Raw genomic sequence first — 19,130 nt, forward strand, 5'->3', positions numbered from 1 at the left:
CTGCTGGACGGGCGGGCGGTCCGGCTGCGGGCGCTGCCCGACGTCGCGGCGGTGCTCGCCGTGCCGGACCTGTCGGTGGTCGCCATCGACATGCCGATCGGGTTGTCCGAGGACGGCGTCCGGGCCTGCGACGTCGAGGCACGGGACCTGCTCCGCCGGACGGGCGCGGCGAGCTCGGTGTTCCCCTCTCCCGTGCGCGCCGTCCTCGAGGCCCGCGACTACGCCCACGCCCGCGAGCTCAGCCGGGCGGCCACCGTGCCGCCGAGGGCGCCGTCCGCGCAGACCTACATGCTGGTCACGGCGATCCGCGCGCTCGACGAGGCGCTCGGGTCGCCGCCCACCGGGCGGGTCGTCGAGGTGCACCCCGAGCTGGCGTTCCGCTGCGGCCTGGGCGGCGTCACCGACCGCAAGGGGACCGCGCGCGGCACCGTCCAGCGGCTGGCGGCGCTGCGCGCGGTGATGGACGTGGAGGAGGCGCTGGCCGACGCCCCGGCCGGCGTCCCGGTGGTCGACGCGCTGGACGCCTGCGCCGCCGCCTGGTCGGCCCGGCGGCTGGCCGACGGCACCGCGCGGTGCGTGGGCGACGGGTCGACGGACTCCCGCGGCCGGCCGATGCGGATCTGCTGGTGACCGCCGGCTGGGTCGAGGTCGGCGACCGGGTGTTCGTCCGCCGTCACCAGGACCTGGACCTCAACTGCGGGCTGGTCGTGGGGGCGGACGGCTGCCTGGTCGTCGACACCCGCTCGCACCTGGGCGAGGGCCGCGCGCTCGCCGAGGCGGTGCGGGCGGTCACGCCGCACCCGTGGACGGTGGTCAACACCCACGCCCACCACGACCACTGCTTCGGCAACGCCGCGTTCCGCCCGGCCGCCATCTGGGCGCACCGGGACTGCGTCACCGAGCTGCTGAGCACCGCGGAGCAGCAGCGCGCCGCGGTCGTCGCCGCGCTGCTCGCCGACGGCGACCCGGCCGCCGAGCTGGTCGCCGCGGCACCGGTGGACCCGCCCGACCACCTCGTCGGCGACGCGGCGGTGCTGGACGTCGGCGGCCGCACGGTGTCGCTGCGGCACCTCGGCCGCGGGCACACCGGCGCCGACCTGGTGGTCGCGGTGGACGACGTCGTCTTCGCCGGCGACCTGGTCGAGGAGGGTGCGCCGCCGGCCATGGACGACGCCTTCCCGCTGGAGTGGGCGGACACGCTCACCGAGCTGCTGGCGCAGACGCGGGGCCCCGTCGTCCCCGGGCACGGCGCGGTCGTGGACGCGGCGTTCGTCGCCGCCCAGCGCGACGAGCTCGCGCAGCTGGCCCGCTGGCTGACCGAACCGGGGTCCGCGCCGGCGTTCGACGAGCAGACCCGGTCGGTCGCCCGCGGGCGGCTCAGGTGAGCAGCCGGAGGACCGGCAGCGGGAGCACGCGGAGCAGCGCGGAGACCGGGCGCCACGGCCACTCGGGCACGTAGGCCCGCACCGGCTCGCGCTCGATCGCAGCGGTCAGCGCCGCGACGCCGGTCGGCAGGTCGACGGTGAACGGGCCGCGGCGCCCGGTGTTGAGGTCGGTGGCGATGAACCCGGGCAGCACGGTGGTCACCGCGATCGGGCCGCCGAGCACGTCGGCGCGGATGCTCTCGGCCAGCGAGTTGAGCGCGGCCTTGCTCGCCCCGTAGGCCGAGCGGCTGCCCGTCATGCCGCGCACCGAGGCCACCGAGGAGATGACCACCAGGTGGCCGGCGTGCTGGGCGCGGAACAGCTGCATCGCCGCCTCGCAGGTGGCGTGGGTGCCCAGCACGTTGGTGGCGAGCACGGCGCGGTTGCGGGCGGCGTGCCCGGTGCCGACCGAGGCGCTCTCGCCGATCCCCGCGTTGGCGATGAACCGGTCGACGCCACCGAGCTTGCCGGCCAGCCGCGGGACGACCTCGGCGACCGCGTCGGGTCGTCGACGTCCAGCTCACCGACCACGACCCGGATCCCGGGACGGCGGGCGCGCAGCTCCTCGCGCAGCTCCTCCAGGCGGTCCAGCCGCCGGGCCACCAGCACGAGGTCGCGACCCCGGGCGGCGAACTCGCGGGCCATGCCCGCGCCGAGCCCGGCGCTCGCGCCGGTGATGAAGATCCGCTGACGGAGGGGGTGCGGCACCCGGTCAGGATGCCGCACGGCCATGTTGGCCAACACGGCCCCGTCACGGGGCAGTCACCCGCCGCCGGACGGCCATGTTGGCCAACATGGCCGCGGGTTCAGCGGCCGCTGAGCTCGAGGGCGTCGGCGGGGACGGAGGACATGTCCGGCCCGGCGGTGCGGGTGCGCTTGAGCTCCCAGAAGTCCGGCAGGTTGGCCAGCAGCACGGCGCCGTCGAAGGCCTTGCCGGCCTCCTCACCGGTGGGGACCCTGCTGATGACCGGGCCGAAGAAGGCGACGCCGTCGATGTGCATGACCGGGGTGCCGACGTCGTCGCCCACCGGGTCCATGCCCTCGTGGTGGCTCTTCTCCAGCTCCTCGTCGTACTCGGTGGAGCCCGCCGCCTCGGCCAGCTCGGCGGGCAGGCCCACCCGCTCGAGCGCCGGGGCGATCAGGTCGGGCAGCTCCACCTTCTCGTGGTGCCGGAGGGTGCCCATCGCGGTGTACAGGTCGCCCAGCACCCCCTCGCCGTGCTGCTGCGCGGCGGCGATGGCAACGCGGACCGGGCCGATGGCCTGCTCCATCATCGCCTGGTACTCCGGCGACAGCTCCCGGCCGCGGTTGAGCACCGACAGTGACATGACGTGCCAGTGCAGGTCGATGTCGCGCACCTTGGCGGCCTCCAGCACCCAGCGGCTGGTGAGCCAGGCCCACGGGCACAGCGGGTCGAACCAGAAGTCGACGCGGGCCTTCGTGGGCGCGCTCTGCACTGCCTCGGTCATGGGTGCTCCTCAGGTTCTCGGTGGTCCGGCCGGGCAGCGCCCGGGTCGTCTGCGGCCAGCAAGTCCGGACGCCGTCCCGTTGTTCCCGGTCGCCCGGCGGGGCACACGGGGAGGAGACCGTCGTCCGGGCATGGGAAGCTCCGTCCCGTGGCAGTTCCCAACCTGACTCGTGACGACGCCGCGGCCCGCGCCGCGCTGCTGACCGTCTCCAGCTACGACCTCTTCCTGGACGTGACCGACGGTCAGGGCCATCCCGGCGAGGAGACGTTCCGCTCGGTCACCACCCTCACCTTCTCCGCGCGCACGCCCGGCGCCGAGACGTTCGTCGACCTGGTCGCCGAACGGGTCCGCTCCGCCACGCTCAACGGCGTCGAGCTGGACGTCAGCGGCTACACCGAGGAGGGCGGCCTGGTCCTGCCGGAGCTGGCCGAGGACAACGAGCTGGTGGTGGACGCCGACTGCCGCTACTCGCGCACCGGCGAGGGGCTGCACCGCTTCGTCGACCCCGAGGACTCCCAGGTCTACCTGTACACGCACTTCGAGCCGGCCGAGGCCAAGCGCGTGTTCGCCTGCTTCGACCAGCCCGACCTCAAGGCGACCTTCACCGTCCACGTCACCGCGCCGTTCGACTGGCAGGTCGTGAGCAACACCGGCGACCGGACCATCGAGGCCGGTGACGCCGGCTCCCAGCTGGTCCACTTCACCCCGACCAAGCGGATCTCGACCTACCTGGTCGCGCTGGTGGCCGGCCCCTACGCCCGCGTCACCGACCTGCACGACGGCATCCCGCTGGGCATCTTCTGCCGGGCGTCGCTGGCCCGGCACCTCGACCCGGACGCGATCTTCGCCGTCACCAAGGCCGGGTTCGACTTCTACCACCGGGTCTTCGACTACCCGTACCCGTTCGACAAGTACGACCAGCTCTTCGTGCCCGAGTTCAACGCCGGGGCGATGGAGAACGCCGGCGCGGTCACCTTCCTGGAGGACTACGTCTTCCGGTCCAAGACCAGCCGGGCCCGCTACGAGCGGCGTGCCGAGACGATCCTGCACGAGCTGGCGCACATGTGGTTCGGCGACCTGGTGACCATGCGCTGGTGGGACGACCTGTGGCTCAACGAGTCCTTCGCCACCTACATCTCCACGCTGTGCCAGTCCGAGGCGACCGAGTACACGACCGCCTGGACGACGTTCGCCAACACCGAGAAGTCCTGGGCCTACGCGCAGGACCAGCTGCCCTCGACCCACCCGATCGCGGCCGACATGGTCGACGTCGCGGCGGTCGAGGTGAACTTCGACGGGATCACCTACGCCAAGGGCGCCTCGGTGCTCAAGCAGCTGGTGGCCTACGTCGGCCGCGACGAGTTCCTGGCCGGGGTGCGCCGGTACTTCCGCAAGCACGAGTACGGCAACACCACCCTCGACGACCTGCTCAGCGAGCTGTCCGAGGCCTCGGGCCGCGACCTGTCCGACTGGTCGGCGCAGTGGCTGCAGACCAGCCAGGTCAACACCCTGCGGCCGGTGTACTCCCTCGACGCGGACGGCCGGTACAGCGCCTTCGCCATCGAGCAGACCGCCGTACCGGCGCACCCGGTGCTGCGCCGGCACCGGCTGGCGGTCGGGCTGTACAGCTCCGGCCCCGAGGGCCTGACCCGCTCGCACCGCGTCGAGCTGGACGTCGACGGGGCGCGCACCGAGGTGGCCGAGCTGGTCGGCCACCCGGCCGCCGACCTGGTCCTGGTCAACGACGACGACCTCACCTACGCCAAGCTGCGGCTCGACGAGCGGTCGCTGGCCACGCTACGCAGCCAGATCGGTGCGCTCCCGGAGTCCCTCCCCCGTGCCCTGTGCTGGTCGGCGGCGTGGGACATGACCCGTGACGGCGAGCTGCCGGCCCGCGAGTGGGTGCAGCTGGTGCTCGCCGGCGTGGACGCCGAGTCCGAGATCAGCGTCGTCCAGTCCCTGCTGGCCCGGGTCCAGTCGGCACTGTCGGCCTACGCGGACCCGGCCTGGGCACCGACCGGCTGGGAGCTGCTGGGCGACAAGGCGCTGGCCGCGCTGCACAGCGCCGAGCCGGGCAGCGACGCGCAGCTGCAGTGGTCGCGCACCCTCGCCGCGGCCGCCCGCAGCGAGCAGCACGTGGCCGAGCTACGCGGGCTGCTCGACGGGTCGCGGCAGCTCGAGGGGCTGGCCGTCGACGCCGACGCGCGCTGGGCGTTCCTGCACGGGCTGGTCGCCGTCGGGGCGGCCGGCGACACGGAGATCGACGCGGAGGCCGAGCGCGACCCGACGGCGACCGGCGCCCGCCGGGCCGCGACCGCCCGCGCGCTGCGGCCGACGGCCGAGTCCAAGGCGGAGACCTGGGAGCGGGCGTTCACCGACGAGTCGATCCCGAACGCCGTGCACGAGGCGATGGTGGCCGGGTTCTGGCACCCGGCCCAGGAGGAGCTCACGGCGCCCTACGTCGAGCGCTACTTCGCCGACATCCGCGGCCTGTGGGACCGCCGGCCCGGCGAGATCGCGAAGAACGCCGTCGAGTACCTGTTCCCGAAGGTGATCGAGGAGCGGACGGTCGCCGAGGCCGACGCCTTCCTGGCCGGTGACGACGTCCCGGCACCGCTGCGCCGGTTGGTGAGCGAGGGCCGCGATGGCGTCGCCCGGGCCCTCTGGGCGCGCAAGCGGGACGCCGCCGCCGGCTGACCCGCACGCCGGCCGGTGATCAGGTCACCTGATCCAAGGGCAGGGCGCGGCGTGGCTGGTTCAGTGCGAGCGGCGGGAGGGGCGACCGGCGGCGTCGGACATCTGGCGCAGGCCGTTCACGATCGCACCGACGAGGTCGCCCGAGCCGAGGCGGTTGGTCATCGACAGCACCGCCAGGGCGCAGGCCCGATCGGGCAGCCGGCGGGCGGCGGCGGTGCCGGTGACGATCTCCAGCACCCGCTGCCCGGGCGAGATCGCCACGAGCACGCTGGTGGAGGTGTCGCCGCCGGAGCGGGCGTGCAGACCCTCGGCGGTGGTCCGGGTGTCGGTGCCCAGCTCCCCGATGTAGAGGGTGAAGCGCAGCCCGGTCTCCTTCGAGGACATGGTCAGCGCCTCGTCGAGGCGGGACAGGTCCTGGTAGGAGAACGGGGTGGTGCCGCCGGACTCGTCGACCACCGAGCCGCTGGTGTCCGAGGTCGAGGTGCCGCGGGTGTCGGCGGGCGAGGTGTCGCGGGTGGCGAGCTGCTGGGACATCGGGGCGGGGTCTCCGGAGGGTGACGGGGCGGCGGAGAAGGCGGTGCTCATGGCGCGGTCACCAGGTCCCGCGGGCGCCGCCGGCGGCGGTGCGCCGGTGGGCGTCGGGCTCTTGCTGCTCCTGCGGCACGTGCGGGTGCTCGCCGATCGCCAGCGCGGCGGCGGTGGCACCGAGGCTCGGGGTCACGTGGCCGTCGGCGTGCGCATCCTCCCCGTGGCCACCGCCGGCACCGGAGGCATCGGGGTGCGGCTCGTACCAGATCGGCGCCACGTCCCACGGCTGGCCGGGGCGGTACTTGGTCCGGTCCTTGCCCCGCCCGGGCAGGAGGGTCAGCGCCGCCAGCAGCAGGAAGACCGCCAGCGGGATGACGCCGTAGATGAGCACGGTCTCGGTCACGGGCATGGCCGCAATCTACCGGGACACCGGCACCCCGGCCTGGCAGGTCACCACAGAGCGGGGTGGCGGTGCGCCCAGGGCCGGGCCTGCTCCAGCTGGGCGGCGAGCGAGATGAGCGTCGCCTCGTCGGCGGGGCGACCCACCAGCATGGTCCCGATCGGCAGCCCGGCCGCCGTCCACCACAGCGGCACGCTGACCGCGGGCTGACCGGTGACGTTGTAGACGGCCGGGAACGCGGCGTAGCGCTTCTGCCGCTCGAAGTCCTCGGGACCGTCGTCGCCGAACCAGCCCACCGGGCGGGGCGGCATCGTGCAGATCGGCGAGAGCAGGACGTCGTACCGGCTGGTGGCCTCGATGAACCGGCGGGCGAACAGCCGGAGGACGAACATCGCCTGCATCGCGTCCCGGGCCGACAGCGCCAGGCCCCGCTCGCGCAGGTACCGGGTGAGCGGCCGCAGGTGCGGCACACCTGCCTCGGGCACCGGCAGGGTGGTGGCCGACAGCGCCCAGACCACCTCGAAGGAGCCGTAGATGTCGGCGGTGGGCGGGCCCGACGGGAGGTCCTCCACGTCGTGGCCGAGCTCGGCGAGCAGTGTCGAGGCGTCCTCGAAGGCGGCGCGCACCTCCGGGTCCAGCTCGGCGCCGGGCAGCCCGGAGTCCAGGTACCGGCCGATCCGCAGCCGGCCCGGTGCCCGGTCGGCGTAGCCGAGGAAGCTCTCCCCGGCCGGCGGGGGCGCCGCCCAGAACGGGTCGCCGGGCACCGGGCCGGCCATGGCGTCGAGCATCGCCGCGGCGTCCCGCACGGTCCGGGCCAGCGGGCCCTGCACGCCCAGGGCGGTGACCTCGGAGTTGTACGGCGCGTTGCTCACCCGGCCGCGGCTGGGCTTGATGCCGAACAACCCGTTGATGCCGGCCGGGATGCGGATCGAGCCGCCGCCGTCGGACCCCTGGGCGAACGGCAGCAGGCCGGCCGCGACCGCGGCGGCCGCGCCGCCGCTGGAGCCGCCGGCCAGCAGGGTGGTGTCCCAGGGGCAGCGGGCAGGGCCGGTCAGGTCGTTGTCCGTGTAGCAGGGGAACCCGAACTCCGGTGTGCTCGTCTTGCCGACCGAGATGGTGCCGGCGGCGGCCAGTGCGGTGACGACGGCGTCGTCGACGTCGGGCACGAACTCGGCGAGCACCCGCGAGCCCATCGTCGTCCGCACCCCGGCGGTGTTGTTCAGGTCCTTGATCGCCGTCGGCACGCCGTGCAGCGGCGGCAGCTCCGCGCCGTCGACGACGGCCTGGTCGGCGCGCGCGGCCGCCGCACGGGCCCGGTCGGCGGTGACGGTGATGAAGGCGCCGATCCCCGGGTCGAGGGCGTCGATCCTGGCCAGGGCGTGCTCGACCAGCTCGGTCGGGCTCACCTCCCGTGCCCGGACGACGGCCGCCTGCTCCAGCGCGGTCAGGTCGTGCAGCTGGGTACCCGTCGACGAGGTCACGGCCGGACGCTAGCGGGGGCTGCGCCACGATGGGCAGGTGGACCTCTCCCGCGCCGCGGCTGCCGCCCTGGACGACGCCGACCCGCTCGCCGCCTTCCGCGCCCGGTTCACCGGCGTCGACGGCGGCCTCTACATGGACGGCAACTCGCTGGGCCGGCTGCCCGTCGAGACGCCCGCGGCCGTCGCCCGGGTGGTCGAGCAGGAGTGGGGTCGCGGCCTCGTCGGGTCCTGGAGCAGCTGGGTCGAGCAGTCCCGCCGGATCGGCGACGTGCTGGCCGACGGCGTCCTGGGTGCCCGGCCCGGGGAGGTGCTGGTCTCGGACACGACCAGTGTCGACCTCTACAAGCTGCTGGTCGCCGGGGTCGACGCCCGCCCGGGGCGCGACGTGCTGGTCTGCTGCGCCGACGACTTCCCCACCGACCGGTACGTCGTGGCCGGGGTGGCCGCCGCCCGCGGCCTGACCGTCCGCGAGGTCGACGCGCACATCGACACCGGGCTGGACCTCGACGTGCTGGCCGCCTCGCTGGACGACCGGGTCGCCGTCCTCGTCCTCTCCCAGGTGGCCTACCGCTCCGGAGCCCTCGTCGACATCGCCGAGGTCACCCGGCTGGCCCGGGACGCCGGGGTCATCGTCCTGTGGGACCTCAGCCACGGCGCCGGGGCGGTGCCGGCCGAGCTGACCGCCGCCGGCGCGGACCTCGCCGTCGGCTGCACCTACAAGTACCTCAACGGCGGCCCGGGGGCGCCGGCGTTCCTCTACGTCCGCCGGGAGCTGCAGGAACAGCTGCGCCAGCCCATCTGGGGCTGGTTCGGCGCCCGTGACCAGTTCGCCATGGGGCCGGCCTACGAGCCGGCGGACGGCGTCGACCGGTTCGGCGTCGGCACACCGCCGGTGCTGGCCATGGCCGCGGTGGAGGTCGGCGCCCGGATCTCCGCCGAGGCGGGCATCGAGCGCCTCACGGCCAAGGGCCGCGCGCTCACCGAGCTGGTGATCGCGCTCGCGGACGAGTGGCTGGCCGGGCACGGCGTCACCGTCGCCTCGCCCCGGGAGGTGGCCCGCCGGGGCTCGCACGTCAGCCTGGCGCACCCGCAGGCGTGGCAGCTGACCCAGGCGCTGGTCGACCGCGGCGTCGTCCCGGACTTCCGGACGCCGGACCGGCTGCGGCTGGGCCCGGCACCGCTCTACACCCGGTTCGTCGACGTCTGGGACGCGATGGACCGGCTGCGCACCGTGCTCGCCGAGGGCGCGCACGAGAGCTACCCGACCCAGCGGGCCCGCGTCACCTGATGGAGGACCCTCGTGCCCCCCACCACTCGCGAGCTCGCGGCGGGCCCCTGCACGAGGGCCGTTCCAGGACGTCACCCTGGGTCCGTCAGATGTCGGTGGGGACGCCGATGGGGTTGTGCGGCGGCCAGTCGCCGGCGGCCGTGACGGCGCGGCGCACCGGCACGAGCAGCTCGGCCAGCCGGTCGCAGCCGGCCTCGCCGAGCGCGGCCCACGGGCCCTGCGCCAGCCGGTCGGTGTCCGCCTCCACGGCGGCCCGGAGCGCCAGCCCGTCGGCGGTCAGCTCGCCGTCGGCCAGCCAGCCGCGGGAGGTCAGCACGACCCCGGCGTCGGTCCACTCGTCGGTCGACCAGCCGCGCGCCTTCTGCAGCCAGTCGGCGGACGTCGTCCCGGCCGCGGCGCTGAGCACGAGCGCGGGCAGGCCGAGCAGCTCGTGCTGCATCAGCGTGGCCAGGTGCCCGTCACCGCGGTGCTCGCGCAGCGTCGTCAGCGACTGCCACAGCGCGAGGTGCGGCTGCTCGGGAACGGGCAGCGCGGAGTTCGCCGCGGCCAGCGGGCGGCCCGGGAGGTCGACCGCCTCCGCCGCCCACCGGGCCAGGGTGGCGGCCTCGACGGCAGCGGTCGAGTCGGCCCAGCCCGGCAGCGCCCGCTGCACGGCGGCGTCGACCCCGGCCAGCCGGGCGGCCAGCGCCCCGGCCGGGGACGTCGTCGACCACACCTCGGGCACCCGTCGCGCCACGAACGCCGGCGCGAAGGAGGCGAAGGTCGCCGTCACCACCTCCGGGCCGACGGCGCCCAGCGGAGCGGCCCGGCCGGCGAAGTAGCCGGCCCAGAAGGTGCGCAGCCCGGCGGCGGCGAAGGCGGTGCGGGCCTCGTCGGCGAAGTAGGTCAGCGCGTGGAACGGCTCACCCAGCGCCCACAGGCGCCGCGCCACGGTGTGGCCCTGCTGCAGGGACCCGGCCCGAGCCCGCGAGGGCTGGGCGGCAGGAGGGTCCTCCATCAGGCACTCACGGAGTCGGGCATGCCGAGCCACTCCCGCCACCGGGGGTCGACCGTCCGGTGCCCCAGCAACCGCCACGCCGCGCCGCTGGGGGCGCGCGGCGGGTGCGGCAGCGACCAGCCCATCTCCGCCAGCGACCGGTCGGCCTTGGTGTGGTTGCACCGCCGGCAGGCGGCGACGACGTTGTCCCAGGTGTGCGTGCCCCCTCGGCTGCGCGGCACGACGTGGTCGATGCTGGTCGCCGAGCCGCCGCAGTAGACGCAGGTCGACCCGTCACGGGTGAACACGGCGCGGCGGGACAGCGGCACCTGGACCGGGTAGGGCACCCGCACGTAGCGGGTCAGCCGCACCACGATCGGCACGGCCAGGGTGATCCGCTCGGCGTGCACCTCGTCGTCGGTGACGTCGACGGCCTCGGCCTTGGCGGCCAGGACGAGCACGACCGCGCGGCGGCTGGAGACCACGCACAACGGCTCGTAGGTGGCGTTGAGCAGGAGCGTCGCACCGGTCATGGACGGAGCCGGGGCAGGCGCGTGCGGAGCGAGGGAGCGGTCGTGGCGGGCGCCGGGGTGCCCCGGCGCGGACGACGACCCGAGTGCGGTGATCGACACGGGACACCTCCGAGTGCCCCGGGCCACCGACGGCTTCGACAGCCCACGGGCACGCTCATCCTGCACTGTCCCACCGTGCTGTGAGATGCCGGGCTGTCAGGGGGCCCGGCTACGGTCGGCGCGTGCGCTACCCCGACGCCCCCCGCCTCGACCTGGTGGAGGACCTGCACGGTCACCCGGTCGCCGATCCCTACCGCTGGCTGGAGGACGACGACGACCCGCGCACCACCGCGTGGGCCGCCGGCCAGGACGAGCTGGCCACCGGCCTGCTGACCGGTCTGCCCACCCGCGCGGCCTTCGCCGACCGCCTCACCGAGCTGGTGCACGCCGGCGCGGTCGGCATCCCGGTCCGGCGGCGGGGGCGGGCCTTCTCCACCCGGCGCGACCCCGGTCAGGAGCACGCGGTCCTGCGGGTCACCGAGCCCGACGGGACGGTCCGGGTGCTCATCGACCCGACCGCGCTCGACCCGGCCGGCACCACCACGCTCGACGCCTGGTCGCCCAGCTGGGAGGGTGACCGGCTGGCCTACCAGCTCTCGGTGGGCGGCGACGAGGAGTCCCAGCTCTTCGTGCTCGACGTCGGCACCGGCGAGGTGCTCGAGGGCCCGATCGACCGCTGCCGCTACTCCCCCGTCGCCTGGCTGCCCGGCGGCGAGGAGCTGTTCTACGTCCGCCGGCTGGCTCCCGAGCTGGTGCCCGCCGGTGAGGAGCAGTTCCACCGGCGGGTGTGGCGGCACCGGGTGGGCAGCGACCCGGACTCCGACGTCCTCGTCCACGGCGAGGGCGCCGACCCGGCCACCTACTTCGGTGCCCGCACCAGCGCCGACGGCCGCTGGCTGGTGGTTTCCGCCTCGATCGGCACAGCTCCCCGGGACGACGTCTGGCTGGCCGACCTCGCCGGTGACGGCGCGCTGCGCGAGCTGCAGGTCGGCGTCGACGCGCAGACCACCGCCTGGGTCGCCCGCGACGGCCGGCTCTGGCTGCACACCGACCGCGACGCGCCGCGCAACCGCCTGGTGGTCGCCGACCCGGCCGACCCGGCGAGCTGGGCGCCGGCGGCCTGGCGCGAGGTGGTCCCGCAGCAGCCCGACGGCGTGCTGTCCGACCTGGCGCTGGTCGACTCCCCGGACGGCGGCCTGCAGGTGCTCGCCGTGCACGCCGTCGACGCCACCGACCGGCTCTCGCTGTGGTCGGCCGACGGGAGCGGCCGGCTGGCCGAGGTCAGCGACCTGCACCCGGGCAGCGTCTCCGGGGTGAGCGCTCCCCCGGAGGGCGGGACGACGGCCTGGGTGGGCTTCACCGACCACTCCACCCCGCCCTCGGTGCTGCGCTGGGACGCTGCCGACCCGACCGCGCTCACCACCTGGGAGCAGGCGCCGGTGGCCGGCCCGGTCCCGGACGTGCGGGTGGTCGAGACCCACGCGACCTCGGCGGACGGGACGCCGGTGCACCTGTTCGTGCTGTCGCAGACCGGGACGCCGGAGACGCCACGGCCGACCGTCCTGTACGGCTACGGGGGCTTCAACGTCTCGCTCACCCCGGCCTACAGCGCTCAGGCGCTGGCCTGGGTCGCCGCCGGCGGCGTGTGGGTCGTGGCCAACCTGCGCGGCGGCTCCGAGCACGGCGAGGACTGGCACCGGGCCGGCATGCGGGAGCGCAAGCAGAACGTGTTCGACGACTTCACCGCCGCGGCCGAGCACCTCATCGCCAGCGGCTGGACGACGCCGGCGCAGCTGGCGGTGATGGGCGGCTCCAACGGCGGGCTGCTGGTGGGCGCGATGACCACCCAGCACCCCGACCTGGTCGCCGCCGTCGTGTGCAGCGCCCCGCTGCTGGACATGGTCCGGTACGAGCTGTTCGGTCTGGGCCGCACCTGGAACGACGAGTACGGCACCGCCTCGGACCCGGAGGAGCTGGGCTGGCTGCTGGGCTACTCGCCGTACCACCGGGTGGTCGAGGGCACCGCCTACCCCGCGGTGCTGTTCACGACCTTCGAGTCCGACACCCGGGTCCATCCGCTGCACGCCCGCAAGCTCGCCGCGGCGCTGCAGCACGCCACCAGCGCGGAGGCGCCGATCGTGCTCCGACGGGAGCTGTCGGTGGGTCACGGCGCCCGCGCGGTGAGCCGCACGGTGGGTCTGGCCGCCGACCAGCTGGCCTTCCTGGCCGCCTTCACCGGACTGCACCCCGCCGGTCAGCCCTCCCCCGCGGCAAAGAGCTGACCGGCGGGTTCTCCGACGACCGCAACGTACCGGAACGACGACGCCCCATATCCGCCGAGATGGTCGACCGCATCGCGCCGACCTGCAACACTCACCGCCATGAAGCGGGCACGATCGGTGACCCCGATGGACGACTGCGGCGCTGATCCGGGCCGGCTGTGCTCACTGCCGAGCCGCGGCGGAGGGCTCCGCTGAGGCGCCCCCGCCGCGGGCGGGTGGCCGAGGCCAGCCGTCCGGCGACGTACCGGCAGGTCTTCGCCGTGGCCGAGTTCCGCCCGCTGTTCGGCTCCTACCTGCTGTCCACGATCGGCGACGAACTGGCCCGGGTGGCGCTCACCGTGCTGGTCTACCAGCGCACCGACTCGCCCCTGCTGTCGGCGGTGACCTTCGCCATCACCTACCTGCCCTGGCTGCTCGGTGGTCCGGTGCTGGCCGCACTGGCCGACCGCTTCCCCCGCCACCGCGTGCTGGTCAGCAGCGACGTGGCCCGGGCCGTGCTCGTCGCGTTGATGGCCGTCCCGCACGCGCCGCTGGCGCTGCTCCTCGCCCTGCTGCTGGCGGTGTCGCTCTGCGCGCCGCCCTTCGAGGCGGCCCGCTCGGCGCTGATGGCCGACGTGCTGCACGGCGACCGGTACGCCGTCGCCACGTCGCTGACCGGGGTCACCGCGCAGGTGTCGCAGCTGGTCGGCTACCTGCTCGGCGGCGCGCTGCTGGTCGCGTCCTCGCCCGCGACCGCCCTGCTCGTGGACGCCGCGACCTTCGCCGTCTCCGCGGTCTGGCTGTGGCTCGGCCTGCAACGCCGGCCCGCGCCCGTGCCGGACGGCCCCGACGAGGCGACCCGGTCGATCTGGCAGGACGCCGGCAGCGGGCTGAACCTGGTCGCGTCGATCCCCCGGCTGCGCGCGATCGTCGGGCTGCTGTGGGTCAGCGCCTTCTTCGTCAACGCGCCGGAGGGGGTCGCGACCCCGCTCGCGCTGCAGCTGAACGGGGCCACCGCGGCTGCCGGGCTGCTGCTGGCGGCCAACCCGGCCGGGACGGCGATCGGCGGGCTGGTGCTGGGCCGGCTGTGCCCGCCGCAGCTGCGCGACCGGCTGCTCACCCCGCTGCTCGCGCTGTCGCTCGGTGGGGTGCTGCTGGCCGGGCTGGTGCCGCTCGTGCTGAGCCGTGGGCTCCTCGCCTACGGCCTCGTCGTCGCACTGTTCTTCGTCGCCGGCCTCGGCGGGGCGTGCAACATCCCGCTCAACGTCGCCTTCGTGCAGGCCGTCCCCAGCGCCTTCCGCGGCCGGGCGTTCGGCGTCGCGGTGGCCGGTCTGTCCGGCGCGCAGGGGCTGGGCATCGTCCTGGCCGGGGCGGGCGCCGAGCTGCTGCGGCCGACGACCGTGGTGGCGCTGGCCGGGGGCGTCGGGCTGGTGGCCGTCGTCGTCCCGCTGCTGGCGCTGCGCCGCTCCCCGCCGCCGGACGGCCCGGGAGACGTGGCTCACGTGGCCTCGGCCAGCGGCGCTGAGGGACGATCGACGTCATGAGCGAGACGAGCCGGTCGCTGCCCTCGGCGCGCACCTTCTACGCCGAGGTCGGCGGTGCCGAGACCTTCCGCGCCCTCGTCGCGCACTTCTACGCCGGCGTGCGGGAGGACCCCGTCCTGCGGCCGATGTACCCGGCCGACGACTGGGAGGGCGCGGAGACCCGGCTGCGGATGTTCCTCGAGCAGTACTGGGGCGGGCCGACCACCTACTCGGAGAACCGGGGTCACCCGCGGCTGCGGATGCGGCACGCGCCCTTCGCCGTCGACGCGACGGCCCGGGACGCCTGGCTCACCCACATGCGGGCCGCGGTCGACTCCCTCGAGCTGCCCGCCGAGCAGGACGCCACGTTGTGGGGTTACCTGGAGATGGCCGCCCACAGCATGCAGAACCGCTGACCCCCCGGGGCCGGCTGCACGCGGGCGCAGACCTCCCGCGACCCACCGCCCCTGGAGCACCCCCTGAGCGAGAGCCCGACCCTGTCCACCGCTGACGCCGACTGGTGGCGGACCGCCGTCTTCTACCAGGTGTACGTGCGCAGCTTCGCCGACGAGACCGGTGACGGCGTCGGCGACCTGGCCGGCATCCGCTCACGGCTGCCGTACCTCGCCGAGCTCGGCGTCGACGCGCTGTGGATCACGCCCTTCTACCCCTCCCCGATGGCTGACCACGGCTACGACGTCGCCGACCCGCGCGACGTCGAGCCGGTGTTCGGCGACCTGCCCGGCTTCGACGCCCTGCTCGCCGACGCCCACGCCCGGGGCATCCGGGTGACCATCGACCTGGTCCCCAACCACAGCTCGCACGACCACGAGTGGTTCCAGGAGGCGCTGGCGTCCCCGCCGGGCTCGGCGGCGCGTGCCCGGTACCTGTTCCGCGACGGCCGCGGCCCGGACGGCGGCGAGCCGCCGAACAACTGGCCCTCGGTGTTCGGCGGGCCGGCGTGGACCCGGGTCCCCGACGGCCAGTGGTACCTGCACCTGTTCGCCCCCGAGCAGCCCGACCTGGACTTCACCGACCCCGAGGTCGTCGAGGACCTCGAGACGACGATGCGGTTCTGGCTGGACCGGGGCGTCGACGGCTTCCGGATCGACGTCGCGCACGGCATGGCCAAGCCCGACGGGCTCCCGGACATGGTGCCGATGGAGGACACCGGGCTGCTGGCCGACCACGGCCCCGGTGACCACCGGTTCGACCAGGACGGCGTGCACCTGGTGCACCGCCGGGTCCGCACCGTGCTCGACGGCTACCCGGGCACCATGGCCGTCGGCGAGGTGTGGGTGTCCGACGACGACCGGCTGGCCGAGTACATCCGGGCCGACGAGCTGCACCTGGCGTTCAACTTCAAGCTGCTGACCTCCGCCTGGGACCCTGCCGCGCTGCGGACGGCGATCGACCACTCGCTGGCCACCGTGGCAGGCACCCCCGCGCCGGCCTGCTGGGTGCTGTCCAACCACGACCGGCCCCGGCACGTCAGCCGCTACGGCGACGGCGAGCTGGGCACCCGCCGGGCCCGCGCGGCGGCCCTGCTGCAGCTGGCGCTGCCCGGCGCGGCCTACCTCTACAACGGTGACGAGCTCGGCTTGCCCGACGTCGACCTCCCCGACGAGGTGCTGCAGGACCCGATCTGGGAGCGGTCCGGGCACACCGAGCGCGGCCGCGACGCCTGCCGTGTGCCGCTGCCGTGGTCGGGCGACCAGCCGCCCTACGGCTTCACGAGCGCCGCCGACACCTGGCTGCCGATGCCCGCGGGCTGGGGCCCGCTGACCGTGGAGGCGCAGGCCGCCGACCCCGACTCGGTGCTGTCGCTGTACCGCGCCGCGCTCGCGCTGCGGCGCAGCTCCCCCGCCGTCGACGGCGACGCGCTGGCCTGGCTGCCCGCGCCGGAGGGGGTGCTGGCGTTCCGCCGTCCGGGTGGGTTGGTGTGCCTGGTCAACCTCTCCAGTGGCCCGGTGCCGCTGCCCGAGGGCCAGCTGCTGCTGGCCAGCGAGCCCGTCGTCGGCGGGCAGCTGCCCGTCGACGGGGCGGTGTGGCTCAGCGCCTGAGCACCCCACCGGAGCGCCTCCCGGGACCGGCGTCCCGGGAGGCGCTCGCTCCGGTCCCAGGTAGCATGCGGGTGGTCACGCAGCGTCGCCGCCAACGCTGGGACCACCTTCCATCGACCTGTGTCGACGACCCTCCCAGGGAGCCCGCCCGCCCATGTCGCTGCTCCAGGTCCAGGGCCTGACGAAGTCCTTCGGCGCCCGTCGCGTGCTGCGCGACGTCTCCTTCGGCGTCGGCGCGGGCGAGATCGTCGGGCTCGTCGGGACCAACGGGGCGGGCAAGTCCACCCTCGGCGACATCCTCGCCGGCATCACCGCCGCCGACTCCGGCGTCATGACGCTGCAGGGCGTCCCCTACGCGCCGCTGTCCGCGGACGACGCCCGGCACCTTGGGGTCGGCGTGGTCGAGCAGCTGGTCCGCATCGACCCGGAGCTCACCATCGCCCAGGCGGTCTTCCGCGGGACGCCGCAGGCGGGGCGGCCACCGGCCGAGCTGCGCCGGCAGGCGCAGGTGCTGCTGTCCGCGGTCACCCTGGACGTCGACCCGGACACCCTCGTCGGCGAGCTGCCGCACTTCGTGCACGGGCTGGTGGAGATCGCCCGGGTGCTCGCCGAGGACACCCGCCTGGTGGTTCTCGACGAGGTGTCGGCGGCGCTGCTGCCCATGGAGGTCACCGGCCTGCACGCCGTGGCCGACCGGCTCAGCCGCCAGGGCCGCGGGGTGCTCTACATCAGCCACCGGCTGCCCGAGATGCTCGAGGTCGTCGACCGGGTGCTGGTGCTGCGTGAGGGCCGGATCGCGCTGGACAGCCCGGCCGCGGACCTGGATCCGGTCCGGCTGGCCGCGGAGACCGTCGGCGAGGCGGTGCCGGCGCCCCGGGTGACGACGGTCGCGCCGCGTGCCGACCGGGAGGCCGCACCCGTGGCCGGCGCGCCGTGGCCGCTGCCCACCGGCGAGGTCGCCCTGCGGGTCCGCAACCTGCGGGTCCCCGGCGCGGTGGACGGCGTGGACCTGCTGCTCCGCCGCGGTGAGGTGATCGGGCTGACCGGGCGGCGCTCCTCCGGCGTCCGGGAGATCGCCGGTGCGCTGACCGGTGAGCTGCCCGCCGTGACCGACGAGCTGCTGCTGCACGGCGAGCCGCGTGAGCTGGGCTCCCGGGCGAACGGCAGTGGGCTGCAGCTGCCCGCCTACCGCCCCGACGAGGACGCTTACGGGGTGGACCCCGGCGAGACGATCGCCCGGACGCTCACCCAGGAGGAGTGGGGGGCGCTGACCGACCTGCGCCAGGAGATCGCCACCCTGCGCAGCGTCATCCGCACCGTCCACCAGATGGACGTGAAGACGCTGAGCATCCGGACGCGGGTGGGTGCGCTGTCCGGCGGCGACCAGCACAAGCTCGCCCTGGCCCGGTGGATGGCCGCCTCCGCGCACGACGTCCTCGTGCTGCACGAGCCCACCCGCGGCCTGGACGTCCGGGCCCGCCGGCAGGTGCGCCAGCTGCTGGACGACGCGACCGGGAACGGCGCGTCGGTCGTCGTCGTCTCGGTCGACCCGGACGAGCTGGCCGAGTGCTGCGACCGCGTCGGCATCGTCTCCGGCGGCCGCGTCGCCCGCTGGATCGACACCGGCGGACTCGCCGACGGCAGCGTCCGCGCCCGGATCATCGAGGCCTCGACCGCGGCCTGAGGCGGTGCGCTGACGCCCTCCCCGTCCGGGGAGGGCGTCAGCGCTGCGCGGGGTCCTCCGTCAGACCGCCACGTTGCCGGCGACCGCCCGCAGCTTGTGCCGGGCCAGCGCCAGGTTGGCGCCCACGCGGTTGAGCACGAGGTAGATGAACAGACCGGTGTTGCCCTCGCCGCGCAGCACGTTGATCAGGTGGTACTGGCTCTGCAGCGTGATCAGGACGTCCTCGATCTCGTCCTTCAGCTCGAGGTCGGAGATCGTGCGCAGCTTGGCGCGGACCACGTTGGAGTTCCCGGCGGCGGCGACGTTCAGGTCGAAGCCGGGGCTGCCGCCGGCCGCGAGGGCCATGCCGCTGTCGATGTCCACGATCGCGGCGCCGGTGGCGCCCTCGATCGCGAGCAGGTCGGCGATGACGTTGTCGAGCTGTGCCACGGATGAGGCTCCTGTCGTTCTCGCTGGGGGACGCAGCAGGTCGCTGCGCCCCGGGTCGGGATGGGACCCGGGTCGGCCGGACGGGCCGGACGTCTGGAGGTGCGCGGGCACCCGGGGCGGCGTCGGTGCCACCCCGGTGTGCATCGCACCGGCCGGAGCGCGGTGCGGAGCCGTCTCGTCGGGGGCGGGCGGGGCATCGGGTCGGGGACCGTCATCGGGCACCCGGTCGGGGTCCCGCGGGGCCGCCGCTGCGGGCTGCTGCGGTGCGGGGTGCCCCCACGTCCACAGCGACGCCCACCACCCGGTTGCCATGCTGTTGTTCCGCCTTCGCCGAG

General features: G+C 75.1%; 16 protein-coding genes and 1 pseudogene. 9 read left to right on the top strand and 8 right to left on the bottom strand.

What is annotated here, in order from left to right; genetic code table 11:
- Positions 1–630: DUF429 domain-containing protein (locus FHL80_RS08590; protein WP_138733018.1), on the top strand; the 630-nt coding region annotated here is incomplete at its 5' end.
- Positions 627–1,385 carry an MBL fold metallo-hydrolase gene (locus FHL80_RS08595; protein ID WP_138733019.1) on the top strand — a complete coding sequence of 253 codons (759 nt, stop codon included), beginning with the start codon at positions 627–629 and terminating at the stop codon, positions 1,383–1,385. The genes FHL80_RS08590 and FHL80_RS08595, both read left to right, overlap by 4 nt.
- Here FHL80_RS08595 and FHL80_RS08600 read toward each other — a convergent pair.
- Positions 1,378–2,156, bottom strand: a pseudogene (locus tag FHL80_RS08600) (SDR family oxidoreductase). The gene FHL80_RS08595 and the pseudogene FHL80_RS08600 overlap by 8 nt on opposite strands.
- A 74-nt stretch (positions 2,157–2,230) precedes the next feature.
- Positions 2,231–2,893, bottom strand: a complete 663-nt coding sequence (locus FHL80_RS08605; RefSeq protein ID WP_138733020.1) for a mycothiol-dependent nitroreductase Rv2466c family protein — start codon at positions 2,891–2,893, stop codon at positions 2,231–2,233.
- A gap of 147 nt (positions 2,894–3,040) precedes the next feature.
- Between FHL80_RS08605 and pepN the strand changes: the two genes are divergently transcribed.
- Positions 3,041–5,590 carry an aminopeptidase N gene (pepN, locus tag FHL80_RS08610; protein ID WP_138733021.1) on the top strand — a complete coding sequence of 850 codons (2,550 nt, stop codon included), beginning with the start codon at positions 3,041–3,043 and terminating at the stop codon, positions 5,588–5,590.
- Positions 5,591–5,650: 60 nt separating this feature from the next.
- Here pepN and FHL80_RS08615 read toward each other — a convergent pair whose 3' ends face one another.
- The 3 genes from FHL80_RS08615 to FHL80_RS08625 are packed head-to-tail and all read right to left on the bottom strand — an operon-like array spanning position 5,651 to position 7,999.
- A complete protein-coding gene (locus FHL80_RS08615; RefSeq protein WP_138733022.1) occupies positions 5,651–6,175 on the bottom strand; it encodes a DUF5130 family protein in 525 nt (174 codons plus the stop codon).
- 7 nt (positions 6,176–6,182) lie between these two features.
- Positions 6,183–6,527, bottom strand: a complete 345-nt coding sequence (ctaJ, locus tag FHL80_RS08620) for an aa3-type cytochrome oxidase subunit CtaJ (RefSeq protein WP_138733023.1) — start codon at positions 6,525–6,527, stop codon at positions 6,183–6,185.
- A 41-nt stretch (positions 6,528–6,568) separates the two neighbouring features.
- Positions 6,569–7,999 carry an amidase gene (locus tag FHL80_RS08625; RefSeq protein WP_138733024.1) on the bottom strand — a complete coding sequence of 477 codons (1,431 nt, stop codon included), beginning with the start codon at positions 7,997–7,999 and terminating at the stop codon, positions 6,569–6,571.
- Between the two features lie 37 nt (positions 8,000–8,036).
- Between FHL80_RS08625 and kynU the strand changes: the two genes are divergently transcribed.
- Positions 8,037–9,287 (top strand): kynureninase, encoded by a 1,251-nt coding sequence (kynU, locus tag FHL80_RS08630; protein ID WP_138733025.1) that lies wholly within the window; start codon positions 8,037–8,039, stop codon positions 9,285–9,287.
- Positions 9,288–9,372: 85 nt separating this feature from the next.
- Here kynU and FHL80_RS08635 read toward each other — a convergent pair whose 3' ends face one another.
- Together FHL80_RS08635 and FHL80_RS08640 are read right to left on the bottom strand one after the other, a co-directional pair.
- Complete coding sequence (locus tag FHL80_RS08635; RefSeq protein WP_246078557.1) at positions 9,373–10,284, bottom strand: SCO6745 family protein; 912 nt, start codon at positions 10,282–10,284, stop codon at positions 9,373–9,375.
- A complete protein-coding gene (locus FHL80_RS08640; protein ID WP_138733026.1) occupies positions 10,284–10,796 on the bottom strand; it encodes an HNH endonuclease in 513 nt (170 codons plus the stop codon). Before FHL80_RS08640 ends, FHL80_RS08635 begins: the two co-directional genes overlap by 1 nt.
- A gap of 221 nt (positions 10,797–11,017) precedes the next feature.
- Here FHL80_RS08640 and FHL80_RS08645 point away from each other — a divergent pair, with 221 nt between their 5' ends.
- The 5 genes from FHL80_RS08645 to FHL80_RS08665 all read left to right on the top strand — a co-directional run bounded on the left by FHL80_RS08645 (position 11,018) and on the right by FHL80_RS08665 (position 18,366).
- Positions 11,018–13,117, top strand: a complete 2,100-nt coding sequence (locus FHL80_RS08645; protein ID WP_138733027.1) for a prolyl oligopeptidase family serine peptidase — start codon at positions 11,018–11,020, stop codon at positions 13,115–13,117.
- A gap of 215 nt (positions 13,118–13,332) precedes the next feature.
- On the top strand, positions 13,333–14,640 hold the full coding sequence (locus FHL80_RS08650; RefSeq protein ID WP_246078558.1) for an MFS transporter: 1,308 nt from the start codon (positions 13,333–13,335) through the stop codon (positions 14,638–14,640).
- A complete protein-coding gene (locus FHL80_RS08655; RefSeq protein WP_026846225.1) occupies positions 14,637–15,035 on the top strand; it encodes a globin in 399 nt (132 codons plus the stop codon). Before FHL80_RS08650 ends, FHL80_RS08655 begins: the two co-directional genes overlap by 4 nt.
- A 135-nt stretch (positions 15,036–15,170) precedes the next feature.
- Positions 15,171–16,682, top strand: a complete 1,512-nt coding sequence (locus FHL80_RS08660; protein WP_246078559.1) for a glycoside hydrolase family 13 protein — start codon at positions 15,171–15,173, stop codon at positions 16,680–16,682.
- Between the two features lie 154 nt (positions 16,683–16,836).
- The gene (locus FHL80_RS08665; RefSeq protein ID WP_138733029.1) at positions 16,837–18,366 is read left to right on the top strand and encodes an ATP-binding cassette domain-containing protein; all 1,530 of its coding nucleotides are present in this window, start codon (positions 16,837–16,839) and stop codon (positions 18,364–18,366) included.
- Positions 18,367–18,426: 60 nt separating this feature from the next.
- On the opposite strand, the gene FHL80_RS08670 is transcribed toward FHL80_RS08665, so the two are convergent.
- Positions 18,427–18,795: a hypothetical protein gene (locus FHL80_RS08670; protein WP_138733030.1), complete on the bottom strand. Its 369-nt coding sequence runs from the start codon at positions 18,793–18,795 to the stop codon at positions 18,427–18,429.
- Positions 18,796–19,130: the final 335 nt, after the last annotated feature.

Origin of the sequence: Modestobacter excelsi, from assembly GCF_005930495.1 — a bacterium.
Classification (GTDB): Bacteria; Actinomycetota; Actinomycetes; order Mycobacteriales; family Geodermatophilaceae; genus Modestobacter; species Modestobacter excelsi.

Bases quoted from the DNA above. Each gene is read 5' to 3' on its own strand.
- FHL80_RS08605 (WP_138733020.1), bottom strand. From the start codon at position 2,893: ATGACCGAGGCAGTGCAGAGCGCGCCCACGAAGGCCCGCGTCGACTTC.
- FHL80_RS08615 (WP_138733022.1), bottom strand. From the start codon at position 6,175: ATGAGCACCGCCTTCTCCGCCGCCCCGTCACCCTCCGGAGACCCCGCC.
- ctaJ (WP_138733023.1), bottom strand. From the start codon at position 6,527: ATGCCCGTGACCGAGACCGTGCTCATCTACGGCGTCATCCCGCTGGCG.
- FHL80_RS08635 (WP_246078557.1), bottom strand. From the start codon at position 10,284: ATGGAGGACCCTCCTGCCGCCCAGCCCTCGCGGGCTCGGGCCGGGTCC.
- FHL80_RS08640 (WP_138733026.1), bottom strand. From the start codon at position 10,796: ATGACCGGTGCGACGCTCCTGCTCAACGCCACCTACGAGCCGTTGTGC.
- FHL80_RS08655 (WP_026846225.1), top strand. From the start codon at position 14,637: ATGAGCGAGACGAGCCGGTCGCTGCCCTCGGCGCGCACCTTCTACGCC.
- FHL80_RS08665 (WP_138733029.1), top strand. From the start codon at position 16,837: ATGTCGCTGCTCCAGGTCCAGGGCCTGACGAAGTCCTTCGGCGCCCGT.